The 13,565-nt window shown below is 43.7% G+C and carries 11 protein-coding genes and 2 tRNA genes; 6 read left to right on the top strand and 7 right to left on the bottom strand.

The window, feature by feature from the left end; genetic code table 11:
• Nucleotides 1-4: 4 nt before the first annotated feature.
• From BM021_RS10105 to BM021_RS10090, 4 genes are all read right to left on the bottom strand, one after another.
• The gene (locus tag BM021_RS10105) at nt 5-778 is read right to left on the bottom strand and encodes a T4 family baseplate hub assembly chaperone (RefSeq protein ID WP_090720916.1); all 774 of its coding nucleotides are present in this window, start codon (nt 776-778) and stop codon (nt 5-7) included.
• Nucleotides 779-805: 27 nt separating this feature from the next.
• The gene (locus BM021_RS10100) at nt 806-1,330 is read right to left on the bottom strand and encodes a phage tail protein (protein ID WP_090720915.1); all 525 of its coding nucleotides are present in this window, start codon (nt 1,328-1,330) and stop codon (nt 806-808) included.
• Nucleotides 1,331-1,342: 12 nt separating this feature from the next.
• Entirely contained in the window at nt 1,343-2,839 is a 1,497-nt protein-coding gene (locus tag BM021_RS10095; RefSeq protein ID WP_090720914.1) for a phage tail sheath family protein, read from the bottom strand.
• Nucleotides 2,840-3,037: 198 nt separating this feature from the next.
• Nucleotides 3,038-3,703, bottom strand: coding sequence for a hypothetical protein (locus tag BM021_RS10090; protein WP_090720913.1), 666 nt, complete (start codon nt 3,701-3,703; stop codon nt 3,038-3,040).
• 1,062 nt (nt 3,704-4,765) lie between these two features.
• Here BM021_RS10090 and BM021_RS10085 point away from each other — a divergent pair.
• The 4 genes from BM021_RS10085 to BM021_RS10070 are packed head-to-tail and all read left to right on the top strand — an operon-like array spanning nt 4,766 to nt 11,728.
• Nucleotides 4,766-5,926 (top strand): zinc-dependent alcohol dehydrogenase, encoded by a 1,161-nt coding sequence (locus BM021_RS10085; RefSeq protein ID WP_090720912.1) that lies wholly within the window; start codon nt 4,766-4,768, stop codon nt 5,924-5,926.
• A gap of 13 nt (nt 5,927-5,939) precedes the next feature.
• Nucleotides 5,940-9,764, top strand: a complete 3,825-nt coding sequence (locus BM021_RS10080; protein WP_090720911.1) for an FAD-dependent oxidoreductase — start codon at nt 5,940-5,942, stop codon at nt 9,762-9,764.
• A gap of 8 nt (nt 9,765-9,772) precedes the next feature.
• Nucleotides 9,773-10,576: an amidohydrolase family protein gene (locus BM021_RS10075; RefSeq protein ID WP_090720910.1), complete on the top strand. Its 804-nt coding sequence runs from the start codon at nt 9,773-9,775 to the stop codon at nt 10,574-10,576.
• Entirely contained in the window at nt 10,577-11,728 is a 1,152-nt protein-coding gene (locus BM021_RS10070; RefSeq protein ID WP_090720909.1) for a glycosyltransferase family 4 protein, read from the top strand.
• A 73-nt stretch (nt 11,729-11,801) separates the two neighbouring features.
• On the opposite strand, the gene BM021_RS10065 is transcribed toward BM021_RS10070, so the two are convergent.
• Nucleotides 11,802-12,098 carry a transposase gene (locus tag BM021_RS10065; RefSeq protein ID WP_256207873.1) on the bottom strand — a complete coding sequence of 99 codons (297 nt, stop codon included), beginning with the start codon at nt 12,096-12,098 and terminating at the stop codon, nt 11,802-11,804.
• 222 nt (nt 12,099-12,320) lie between these two features.
• On the opposite strand from BM021_RS10065, the gene BM021_RS10060 reads away from it, so the two are divergent.
• Nucleotides 12,321-12,397, top strand: a tRNA-Arg gene (locus BM021_RS10060).
• Nucleotides 12,398-12,450: 53 nt separating this feature from the next.
• Nucleotides 12,451-12,526: transfer RNA gene (locus BM021_RS10055), tRNA-Phe, on the top strand.
• Between the two features lie 76 nt (nt 12,527-12,602).
• Here the strand turns inward: BM021_RS10055 and BM021_RS10050 are convergent.
• Nucleotides 12,603-12,794, bottom strand: a complete 192-nt coding sequence (locus BM021_RS10050; RefSeq protein ID WP_090720907.1) for a hypothetical protein — start codon at nt 12,792-12,794, stop codon at nt 12,603-12,605.
• A 55-nt stretch (nt 12,795-12,849) separates the two neighbouring features.
• Nucleotides 12,850-13,515, bottom strand: a complete 666-nt coding sequence (locus tag BM021_RS10045) for an IS982 family transposase (protein ID WP_218147846.1) — start codon at nt 13,513-13,515, stop codon at nt 12,850-12,852.
• Nucleotides 13,516-13,565 lie beyond the last annotated feature (50 nt).

The raw sequence follows: 13,565 nt of genomic DNA, 5'->3' as shown, positions 1-13,565 counted from the left end.
TCAATTAGCCCAATCCCAGTAATTCAAGGTAAGCCCGGCGTCGTATAGAAGTCATTTCCAGGATGTCAGCCTCGCGCCACCCATAAGCACGAGCCAAATTGTGAATTTCTTGCAGTATATGCTTGGCCAAGCGATGGATTTCATCCATCAAATAGGTCACGATGTCAAACGTAGCATTCCATACATGACTGCAATCCGGGCAGGTTAATGCTAGCTGCGTATTCGCCTGTGGATCTGCCTCAGCCATGCGCTCGGCTATGGCATCAATCAGCGAGGCGGGCAACTGGCGGACATCATTTGAGGTTTCCTCCTGGTCATTATCCTCTGTTAGCCGGGTGACGGATTGAATGCACTGGTGCAGCAATTGCTCATGTGCATGATCAGCAGGAGTGCAAGTTTCTATCGATACTAAATCAATGCTATTCGGCAGGCGGAAATTAACCTTGTAACCTTCCAGCGTCAGCGACATCGCGGTAGCCGCCGAATCATTAACACCAGACGGAGTTGGCTCAACCCGTATATCAGAAGTGCTGAAAGCCAATTCAATCTGCTGCTGGCATTGTGGACAAGCTATCGTGCTGTCTAGCCGCGAACCAAACAAGCGCTCGCGTAGATTCAGCAGAAGCGTGTCCCGCTGACCAATACTCAGGCGAGCCAATTGCTCAGGCGTGTACTCTGGGAAAGCAACTGTGAGCAATCCCAATGCCCTATGGACAGGGGATTGATTCAGTGTATGCTCCCAAATTGTCAAGAGTTCGGTGGCCGATAGGTTATGCATGATGATTCACTTTACTTTAGCCGCAGATTACTGCGGTTCAGTAAAGCTCTCCTCTGCGGGTTCAGCAACCTCATAATCGCGCTCCCAACCTTCGTTCTCAAGCTTGATGGTCTGAATAGCGACTGCATTCGCATTCGCATCGAGATCTGGCTGTGCCTGATACTCAGATACCCAACAGCGATACACTTTATAAGCGATCGCTAGTTGCCCAGCTTCATTGTACATTTCAATGATGAGATCCTTACGAAAATCCTTGAGTGAAACCTCTGCACCCAAGCCTGAACCATAATTCCAGACTTTATTGGCCCACTTCTCAAATTCGGTGTCATGCGTGACGCCACGCTCCAAGGTAATCGCCTCATATTTGGTTCGCCCTGGCGATTTTCTGCTACTCGATGGATCACCGCCTTCCCGGTGCTCCACAACCTCTGTTGATCGTTTGAGCGCACCAACCTTGCTTATACCAGCAACATACTTACCATCCCATTTCACACGGAATTTGAAATTCTTATAGGGATCGAATCGTTGTGCATTAACGCTAAACTGTGCCATTTTCGTGACTCCTTAAGTTGGGATTTCGCCAGCTATCTGTTGAATCTGGATAATGACAAACTCGGCAGGTTTGAGCGGGGCAAAGCCCACTAGAATGTTGACAATGCCTTTGTTAATGTCGTCCTGTGTCGTTGTTTCCTTGTCACACTTGACAAAATAGGCCTCACGCGGTGATCGACCCTGGAATGCCCCTTGCCGAAATAAACTATTCATAAAGGCACCTATATTGAGGCGGATCTGCGCCCACAACGGTTCATCGTTGGGTTCAAAAACAACCCATTGAGTGCCTCTATAAAGACTCTCTTCGATGAAAAGCGTCACGCGCCGTATTGGTACGTATTTCGATTCTGAACCACGATCATTCTGGCCATGCAGCGTACGTGAGCCCCAAACTACATTGCCATACACTGGCAGTACACGCAGGCAATTAATACCCAACGGATTGAGTTGACCATTTTCTTTATCGCTCATTGCTAATTCAAGACCAATTGCGCCATTGAGACTGGCCTCACTACCCGCAGGAGCCTTCCAGACACCACGCGTAGCATCGGTTCGCGCGTAAACACCTGCTATGAAGCCACATGGCGGGAATGCTCGTACAGCTCCGGCCTGCATTGGATCAGCCCAACGTACCCATGGATAATAAATTGCAGCATTGGTAGCATTGTCGCCGGTAATGTTGGCGGTACCATTAGCTTGCATGTTTGCTACTGTCTCACCCTCAGGACTGTCCACAATCAGGAAGGCACGCTGCTCACGGCAGTAGCCTTGCAGGCTCGACAATGTAGAAGCATCGGTTAAACCAGGCACGCAGACAATGTTAAAGATATCAATGCGATCAGTCAGTGAGCCGATATCAAAACATTTAAGTACAGCAGTATTGAAGGCTGCTGCGTTGGGGCCTGTAGGCGCAAGCACTGTACCATCCGCACCAGCAGTCGTGCCTTTGAGGTCGACTATGCCGTCCCCAGGCGCCGTTGCTGCATTGGTAGCAGTGACACTGATCAATCGTGAGCGTCCGTTTATGACATTAGGAGGAAAACGTGCCTCTTTTTCATCCATCGATAAATTCGCAAACGACTCAAGTACCGCATTATTCTCATTAATGATATCAATCCGGAAACGTAATGGATCGTCGGCGCGCTGTGTCGTGCGGATACGCAGTTTATTAGCCCACTCGCCTGGCGAGGAGGCAGATACTGTAAGATTACCGTTGATTGCGACCGATGCGATCTGATTACCTGCACCAACTAGTCGGATAATGTAGGTATCCGAACCACCATTCTCAAAGAAATGACGTACCGAGTAGCCAAGCAACGAACGCGTATCGAGTCCGCCAAATTCACGCTCGTAGTCAGGGAAGTTAGTTATACGTACTGCGCGATCGGTCGCTCCCTTGGGCGCCCAGCCAATGAAAAGTCCAATTGACGTAGCAACGCCAGTAATTGTCCGCACTCCACTGGAAATCTCTTCAATATAAACACCTGGATAACTCACTGCGACTGGCATTTTGCATCTCCTTTTTCTTTGCCGAGTTGCAGTCTCGGCGATTTTCATCAACTTGATCAGATTTGATAAACCAGTGGATAGGCGAATTTGCATCTATTTACTTTATTCGCCTACTTAATCTTTAACTTTTCCTACTTTTTGCCTCCTCTCCTATAGAACTGTTCCATCAATACAGCTTTCGTATACATACACGACAATTTACTTGTACTGTTCCACTAATTTACTCAAACTGGTCTGCCATACTACATCAGCCTGTTTAATTGCTTGCGCTTCAGTGAATTTTATTTCACAATCAGCTGATTCATAATCAATCCTTGCTTTTGCCCATAAATTTTCTGCCTCTGCTAACTTAACTTTAATTTCTTTTAATTTTTTTGTGTAATCTAGATCTTCGTCTGCTAGCGATTTCTTTAGCTCTGCAATATGAAGCGCTAATTTATCTGGCGGGACTCTTTCTGCTAGGGGAAGGTTATCTTTGCCTGTTATAGCGCAGCCTTTTGGTAATAATTTAACCAAGTTTTCTTTGTATACGCGCAGCAACTCTGTCTTCTTGTTTTTACTTTTTGTTTCTAAACCTTTTATAGCGCTATCTTTTTCTCTTACTGCTTTTTCATAGGCATCTTGGGCTGTTTGATAAGCATTTTTCGCCGTTTCAGTCTCATCCTCTCGCTTCTCACTTGCAGCATTTAAATCTTTCGTTCTTATCCCGCCTATCAGATCTAATTGCTCTTGTGGTATTTTTTTATAGTAATCATCGGCAGGCTTGGAAGGTAACTCAAAGTCATCTGGTACAGGAGAACTTGGACATTCGATACTCTTTGAAGCATTCTTGTGCGTATTTTGTGATTCCATTTCTAGTTCCATGACGTTTACCTCATCGATATTATTGTTCAAATAACTAATAATGGTTGGTTATATGAAATATGCCAATCCATCATCTCATCTGATTCATAATTCCTAGACGGCATACTAATATTCAACTCCTTGACCCCCTGCTCATATAGGATCGTCTGGCATCAATTAATAATACCTGGCGAATTCAAGAATTAACTGCAACAGTTGGTGTTCAGTAGCGATTTTGGAAAGCTCTAAGTTCTACTGATTTGCTGGTTTATCCAAAAATCCCCTCAGATCGTTACCTTGTTCTCACAATAAGTCTGACAATTTGATAAGTAAATAAGCAATTTACTTATTTTTATTTAAGTAATCGCTTAGAAACGTATAGACAATAAATACAGGGAAGTCAAAAGCAGGGGTGGATTTCCGGATTCAACTAACGGGAACAGTTAATGCTTAGTAGGAAATTTAGCGGATTCGGAACCGAAGCAACTTTCTCGGGCGCGTATTCAAGCTCAATGCAATAGTATCAAGTTGTTCTTGCATATAGCAGACAAGCCTGTCCCCTTGGGCAAATACTAGCGCAACAATCTCCGGTGTTCTCAATCAATCCCTGCTGCCATGGGTTATGTGGATCACAGAAATAAACAGCCATGACAGGTTCGCTCAGTGAATTGTGCATATTTGCTCATCTCACGTCCTTAGTCGTAGGTGGAACGAAGGCGCGGCATAGGTACGCGCTATGTAAAACCTCAGCACTCTTCATCGCAGCTATTCAAATCAGTTGCATCGCTCTCTGGGCTAATATCTTGTAATGACACTGCCTAAGAAGTTTTTTACATTTTCTAAATGTGGGATATCTAACTGACTACACTGCCAAGATTAAGCATCATCTCACTCATTCAAAATCAAATGTACACATACATTTACTACCCCTATGTAATTTAGGAAAAGCAAGAATGAAAATTTCTCATTGAAATAACAACTTGTTTCCTTGATCTGATTACATTTATTTAGCAAAAAAAGAATTTCTACCAAGCTTGTGAGTTTCTGAATAATCAAAGAAATTCTTGTTAAGGAGAAATCATAATGCTCGCGCTTACCTACCATGGAAGTCATGATGTCCGTGTGGAAAGAGTACCTGATCCGATACTCCAGGAGCCGGATGATGTCATCTTAAAAATTACGGCCACTGCCATTTGCGGCTCTGATTTGCATTTATACCGGGGCAAAATTCCCGAAGTCAAAGACGGGGATATTTTTGGTCATGAATTTATGGGAAGGGTGATTGAGGCAGGACCTGAAGTTACCCATTTGAAAAAAGGAGATCGGGTAGTCGTTCCCTTCGTCATTGCTTGTGGCCAGTGTTTTTTTTGTGAAAAGCAACTATTTTCGGCATGCGAGACCACAAATCCCGATCGGGGAGCAATTTTAAATAAAAAAAGCATACACTCAATGGCTGCTCTTTTTGGGTTTAGTCATCTTTATGGAGGGATCCCAGGTGGGCAAGCAGAATATGTTCGCGTACCCAAAGCCAACGTGGGGCCCATTAAAATTCCGGACACACTCGCCGACGAACAAGTGCTGTTCTTAAGCGATATTTTACCGACGGGATATCAAGCCATTGTAAACGCAGACGTTGGGCCGGGATCAAGCATTGCCATTTTCGGCGCTGGTCCCGTTGGCTTGATGACAGCCGCTTGCGCCCGTTTACGCGGAGCTGAAAAAATTTTCATGGTTGATCACCATCCTTATCGACTCGAGTTTGCGCGCAATACCTATGAAGTCTATCCCATCAATTTTGATGAGGTAGATCCTGCCGAGGTCATTATTGAAAACACCAGCTTTAGAGGTGTTGATGCGGTAATTGATGCGGTGGGGTTTGAAGCCAAGGGAAGCACGTTGGAAACCGTCATGACCAATTTAAAAATTGAAGGAAGCAGCGGCCAAGCGTTACGCCAATGTATTGCGGCCGTACGCCGGGGAGGCACCGTGAGCGTACCAGGCGTTTATGCGGGTTTTATACACGGATTCTTGTTTGGTGATGCCTTTGAAAAGGGATTGACATTCAAAATGGGCCAAACTCATGTGCAGCGCTTCTTACCCGAACTGCTGGGATACATAGAAGCCGGAAAATTACACCCCAACGAGATCATCAGCCACCATCTTCCTCTTTCAGAAGCCGCAACGGGTTACAAAATTTTTGATAAAAAAGAAGAAGATTGCCGCAAGGTAGTCCTTCTTCCATAGGAATCGTTCATGTATGGCTAGTCGCTCAGAGAAAATATTTCAATCTTATTGGCAAGGGGGATTTGAGGGAGCAGATCACGTCAATAACGACAATTATTCACTATCCATGAATGAATTGACCCGACACAGCCTTTATGCGCGCGATGATTATTCATTATTAAGAGAATTTGGAATTAAAACCGTACGAGAAAGCGTTGGATGGCGTTTAGTTGAGAAAAATGATCTTTTTGATTTCTCCATAATAGAATCAAGGGCACGAGCTGCCAATGAGTTAGGTCTACAGGTTATCTGGACACTTTGTCATTATGGTTGGCCCAATGATATTGATGTGTTTTCCTCAGCATTCGTTGATCGCTTTGCGCGTTATTGTGAACGTACCACCCAATATCTTAAATCCTTTTCGGATATCCCTGCTGTTTATTCACCCATCAATGAAATTTCCTTTTTAAGCTGGGCAATTAGTCATAATTGTTTCCCATGCCTCGGCATGGGAAACCGCACGGGTGACGAATTAAAGCATCAATTCGTTCGCGCTGCGTTAAAAGGCTGTGAAGCAATCTGGCAGGTTGACCCCACTGCTCGAGTCTTACATTGTGATCCAATCATACATATTGTTGCTCCAGTTGACCGGCCTTTTCTAACCGACCACGCGTTAGGTAAACGGCAATCGCAATTTGATGCTTGGGACATGTTGTGCGGCATTAAGGAGCCTCAATTGGGTGGTGCCCCTCATTTTCTAGACTTAATCGGTGTTAATTATTACCACAGCAATCAATGGGAAATAGATGGGGATCAACTGTGGTGGCATTTAGGACACCCCTTACGTCTTCCATTGCATAAACTTTTGAAAGAGGTTTATCAGCGTTACCAACGTCCTTTACTGTTGGCAGAAACCAGTCACGTAGGAAGCGGTAGAGGCGCATGGATAAAAGAAATAGCGCAACAAGCTGTGATGGCACAGCAGCAAGATGTTCATTTACTTGGGGTTTGCCTATATCCCATCATTGATCGACCGGACTGGGATGATCTCTCAAAATGGCATAAAAGCGGATTATGGGAAATAAATATCGAGGAAGAGGAGAAAGAAAAACCCTATAAACGCATCCTTTCACAAACTTATGCTACCGGTTTACTAGACGCCCAACGCTTAACCAGAAATTTTTTTCTACATCAATATCCTAACCGCTCCACTCACTTCAAAGGCCCTCCTATGACTACTCTAATTGTCTTTTCTCATCTCCGCTGGGAATTTGTTTATCAACGGCCACAACATCTTTTGACTCGATTGGCAGAGCACTACAACATCATTTTTATAGAAGAACCGGTTTTCTCCGATCGCGGAAATTTCTGGGAAAGCTCACATCCTGCCCCAGGTGTCACTGTGCAGAAACCTTATACATCAAATCCAGCACCCGGTTTTGACGATGAGCAATTACCCGCTTTAAGAGCGCTATTAAAAGAATTGATAACTCAGCCAGCAATGGATGAGCCGCCTATCGCATGGTTTTATACGCCTATGGCATTACCGTTATTGGCAGAATTAGATCCAGCGTTGGTGATATATGACTGTATGGATGAGTTATCTGCTTTCAAGAATTCACCTAAGCAGATGATTCAGAGAGAAAGCGCTTTACTGAATACTGCCGATCTGGTTTTCACGGGAGGACCAAGCCTTTTTCGAGCTAAACAGGAGCGTCATCCAAAAGTATATTGTTTTCCTAGCAGTGTAGATACTGTACATTTCGAGCAAGCCCGTGATCGTAATAATATGCATCCGGCGCATAAGCTCATACCTACTCCACGGCTTGGCTATTATGGCGTAATTGATGAACGCATAGATGTAGAGCTCATTGCTTGGGTGGCTGAAACACATCCTGAATGGCAGATTATCGTGGTGGGCCCGATAGTCAAAATCGACCCAGCTATTCTACCGCGTCGGCCAAATATTCATTACTTAGGACAACAACCTTATCAAGCTTTACCTCATCTTTTAGCAGGCTGGGATGTCTGTTTATTACCCTTTGCACTTAATGAATCTACCCGATTTATTAGCCCTACCAAGACGTTGGAATATATGGCAGCGGAATTGCCCATTGTTAGTACGGCAATTAGTGATATCTCAGAACTCTATGGCGACGTAGTTTCCATTGCAACTTCTATTTCCGCCTTTATTACTGCATGTGAAACTGCATTAACTCAACCACGCGGCGAATTCAGGGAAAAAGTTGCCAAAATGAAAGAAATTTTATTAACAACTTCGTGGAATAAAACAGCGGAAAAAATGTTCGGATTAATCCAGTCTGAAGTAGCCGCAAAAAATGAATCACATTATTCCAAACCTTCAACTGCTCAAAATGATAAGCAGCCCAAGAATGTGACTAAGCTATTTGAAATTGAGCCGTGGAAAAATGTTGTCATTGGTGCCGGTCCCACGGGTCTTAGCGCCGCATATCATCTGGATAAAGAAACCTTGCTGCTGGATAAGAACCCAACCGTTGGAGGATGGTGCCGCTCTATCCATGATAAGGGTTTTGTTTTTGACTATGCCGGACATATCATGTTTTCAAATGATCCTTATGTGCAGGAGCTTTATAAAATTTTGTTAGGTGATAATGTACATTGGCAAAACCGAGAAGCCTGGATATTCAGTAAAGGTGTCCATACTCGTTATCCTTTTCAGGGTGCATTGTACGGCTTACCGGCTGATGTAATTAAAGAATGCATTATTGGCGCATTCGAATCACATTATGGCATTTCGAAAAGAAATTGCTCTTCCAGTGAGGGAACTAATGAGTCCGAGGACTGCTGTGCTGACGGCATTGTATCTTTCTCAAATAAATCATCCTTGCAAAAAGATAAATCCGGAAAAAACAATTCAGAAAACTTCGAAGATTTTATTTACAGAATATGGGGTGCAGGTATCGCCAAGCACTTTGCTATTCCCTACAACACTAAGCTCTGGAAAATCCCATTAACGGAAATGGAAACTTCATGGTTGGGTGGCCGTGTGCCTCTACCGGATTTAGAAGAAATCATCGAAGGAGCACTTGCGCCGGTCGCTAAGCCCATGGGGCCTAATGCTCGTTTCGGTTATCCTTTGCGGGGGGGATTTCAAGCGCTCGTTTCAGGTTTTCTTCCTCATATCAAGGGCACCGTTGCAGTGGATGCTGCTGTCGAATCCATCTCACCCGATGATTACCGGATAACGCTTAGTGATGGACGACGTATCGAATATAAAAATATGATCAGCACCATGCCATTGCCGGAATTAATCCGTTGTATGGGTAATAAAGCACCGCCTCAGATCAGAAAAGCCGCCGCCGCTTTGCGCTATGTTTCAATACGCTGTGTCAATCTAGGGGTAGGACGTGAGAATATTACGGAAAAACATTGGATATATTATCCCGAGGATACGATATTTCATCGTATTTTTGTGCAAGGAAACGCGAGCCCTCACTGTAATCCGCCAGGAGGATTGGGGTTGACGTGTGAGATATCCTACTCACAATCCCATCCCCTTCCATGCGATAAACAGGAACTGATTGATCGATGTATGAGCGACTGTATTAAAGTAGGCTTGCTCAAACCAGAAGATACTTTGATAACAGCGAATCTGGTAGATATGCCTTACGCATATGTGATCTATGACCACGAGAGAGCTAATAACATAAAACTCATCAGAGATTGGCTTTCTAACCGGGGTATTATCCTAGCTGGCCGCTACAGTGAGTGGGAATACTATAACTCCGACCATGCTTTTATAGCTGGAAAAAAAGCTGCAGATGCCATCAAAATGCAAGAAGGGAAAAGCCTATCAGTTAAAACTAAAGCTAAATAATACAAACGATGATTATTGACGCGCATATTCATTGTACAGGCAATGAAAAGGCAAATGATATTTTAACTGCATTAGATGGCGCTGATGTCGATAAAGCTATTTTATTAGCGCCCTTTTTGACGGGTAATTATTCATTACAAAAAGCTGATTCCTTACGAGCAGCCAATCAGTATTTAGCGAATCTGATTGCCAATCACACTGATCGATTAATTGGCTTTGCAGTGATTAATCCCTCTCTGCCTCAAGCATCCGAAGACTTACATTTTGCTCATGAGCTGGGTTTGCGAGGACTTAAGATGGTTCCAACCGGATGGTATCCATATGACGATTGCGCACACAGGGTGTATGAAGCTGCATCGATTTTAAAAATACCCATTTTATTTCACAGCGGTATTTTTATTGATGGAAAATCAGGCCGTTTTTGTCGCCCTGCATTTTATGAGGCAATCCGTGACTATCCCGACTTACGTGTTACCTTAGCTCATCTAGGATGGCCCTGGACGGATGAGGCAAATGCTGTGGGACTGATTGATCTTATCAATGGAGTTTCACCTGATAAATGTCAGTTTCGTTTCGACATTTCTTTTGGAGCTCCTCCAATTTATCGACTTGAAGTTCTCAAAAAAGCAATTTCTGTACTTACACCTGAATTACTGCAATTCGGTAGCGATGTTTTTTTGCCATGTGATGAATATTTAATTAAAAATCGAATTAGGGAGGTTTTGGATTTATTGGAACAATTAAAGATTGATAAGCATGATCAGGAAAAAATCATGGGTGGAACTGCAGCCAACTGGTTAAACATTCATTAAATGAATAAAAAACGAAAGTCTTCTATTAATTTACTTGAGATTATTGGCGCTTCCATAGTAGGCGGTATGGAAACATATGTGCTGAGATTACTGGAGCGTCTGCCACGTGAAAAGTTTAATATCACGTGCTTATGTGTATCCGAAAGTAGTTTGACATCGCAATTGCGCAATATAGGCTGCTCTGTGCACATCACTCCTATTACTGAAGATCCAGATTGGCAATCTATACAGTTAGGCATGGGTATTATTCATATTGCAAATATCGATGTCATCCATGCACATCTTCCGAATGCCCATACACTTGCAGGCATTCTGAGTCAATTAACCCATATCCCTGCATTAGCCAGCATACACAGCCGTTATATTGGTATACGTGATTTAGAAGTCCAAAAATTGATGAATACTCATCTTCATGTAGTAGCAAAAACAGCTTATTTTTATGCGCTGAATTTGGGAATTGCTCCTGCCAAGTTGAGTTTTATTGCAAATGGAGTGGATACAGAAATATTTCATCCCACTGGCAAAACCGATTATGTCCACTCCAAGCTTAACGTTCCTTCCCATCATCCACTTATTGGCTATATTGGAAGGCTATCGCCGGAAAAAGGCCCAGAGGTATTTATAAATGTGGCTAATTATGTTCTGAAAAGAATTCCCGATTGCCATTTTGTAATGGTAGGTGAAGGACCGATGCGTAAAAAACTGGAAAATGAAATAACTAATCTAGAATTAAATGCGAATATTCATCTATTAGGTTTACAAAGCGATGTGCCGGCCATTCACTCCTCGCTTGATCTGGTAGTGTCAACCTCTTATACAGAAGGAATGCCATTGGCAATCATAGAAGCGATGTCGTCCGGTTTACCCATCGTAGCAACCAATGTGGGAGGAGTCATTGATATTGTCGAAGTCGGATGTACAGGGTTTCTTAATCATGTTGGCGATCTTGATAAAATGGCCGATAACATCATTACTTTGATCTTGAACGAACCGATGCGTATCTCTATGGGAAATGCCGCCCGAAATCGGGTCATAAAGAAATTTAATCTTAATGACAGCATTAATGAAACTTCTCAATTATTACAATCGCTTCTACAAGCACAGTCTAATGAGAAGATCTCTAATCTGAGCGATTATTCTGTTAAGACATAAAATTAATTGTCATGGAATATTAAGGAAACACTGATTCATTCGGATATACTCACTGCACTTCCAATTTCGGCACTCAAGCGCAATCGATAATCTGAAAATTATCGGTCAACAAGAAACGTAGTGCTTCCTTATAACGCTCTGAAGCAGCAAAAAAATCATCGCAGGCTCGCTTGAACAAGGCAAAGGCTTCATAGTACTTGCCATACAGAATTTCTTTTTTGAAGAATCGCCAGTAGCGCTCAATCAGATTCAGATTGGGCGCATAGGGCGACAGGAAGATCAATTTCGATTTTTGAATTTGACAAGTATTCAGTGACGACCTGTGAGCGATAATAACGGGCATTATCGCAGATGACGTAAATACGGGCAGTGGCGGGATGTTGTTGCTCGATCTGTTGTAACAACTCTACCGTAGATTATCGCTCCGCAAAAAGAAATTGTGATTATTTAAACGAAACAATCGCCTTAGCCGATTACAATTTGAAAGCACCGAATAAAGTAATAAAAGCATAAGTTCGAGCCCCGTAGCTGCTTCAATCTGATATAATCTCTCGGTTGACTAAACAAGCTGGAAGTAAATAGGCTGTAATTAGCGCCCGTAGCTCAGTTGGATAGAGTACTTGGCTACGAACCAAGGGGTCGTGGGTTCGAATCCTGCCGGGCGCGCCATTTCATTAAATAATCTTATTACTTTCAATAAGTGAATTTTATTGTCTAGCAATGGCCAAGTAGCTCAGTCGGTAGAGCAGAGGACTGAAAATCCTTGTGTCGGTGGTTCGATTCCGCCCTTGGCCACCAAATAAATCAAGCGCCTAGAGACAAAAATCTCTAGGCGCTTTTTAATTTTTGGCTTCATGTCACCAATTTGTCACCATTAATGGTTTACTTTGGATATGTTCTTGGCTGATACGCCAGACATTGCGGATAGTTCGTCACGGGTATCTATGGGTGTATTTGCTTCTGGCAAATTTGCCGAAAGCAAAACGCCACCTTGGCCGCAGCTTTGCCTTTCCTTAGCCTTAGTCGCAATCAATGGCTCAGCCTGTAACGCTAACTCAGCACGCATAAAAAAAGCCTAAGGGGTTACTAGGCTAACGTCTAACGTGAGTTCGACATAAGGATCACATCAGTACGACTGGAAGAGCTTGTAAGGATCTGATATTAAGGGAGGGTTTCTTCTCGCGGAATGTGTAAGCTACCAGCCCGGCTACCAGATTAACAAAGAAGTTAAATGGGCTACGATGACGAGAATGCTCAATTTGCGAGATGTTTTTCAGTTGATCGTTGACAGCCTCAATGATCGAGCGTTTACGCAACAAGAGTTTGTCAAATAGCGGCAACAACCTGTTTTTCATGTTCCTGCGCACCCTGGTGACGAGCTGCACGCCCTGTTCCCACAATTGCTCAAGGAGCGTTTGAGAGATGTATCCCCGATCACCAAGGAGTTTCCCAAATAAGGAACGTGCCAGCTCTGGCACCGGGTCACGATCATCGACATTACCTGCCGTTATTTTCACGCTCAGTAACTCCCCCTGGTCATTGATGACCAGGTGCAACTTGAACCCATAAAACCAATCCACGCTCGTCTTTCCCCAGGCAGCAAATGCTGCCGTCACTTGATGTGACCAGATGCGGCGATTGTGACATACACTGATCCTGGTCGAATCAATGAAGCTGATCCCACTGCAGCGCCCAAAGCGGCTAGAGCATTCTGCACTTAAATAGAGTCGATAAGGATTCTCAAAGGATGAGATATAGTTGATGATCTTGCTATGAGGAGGTGACATATGCCAAAACCCTTATCGAATGATCTCAGGAAGCGTCTGATCAAGGCGGT

This window comes from Nitrosomonas sp. Nm166, assembly GCF_900112825.1.
In the GTDB taxonomy this organism is placed as follows: Bacteria; Pseudomonadota; Gammaproteobacteria; order Burkholderiales; family Nitrosomonadaceae; genus Nitrosomonas.
Note: the sequence above shows the minus strand (reverse complement) of the source record. Positions and strands in the feature narration are given on the sequence as shown.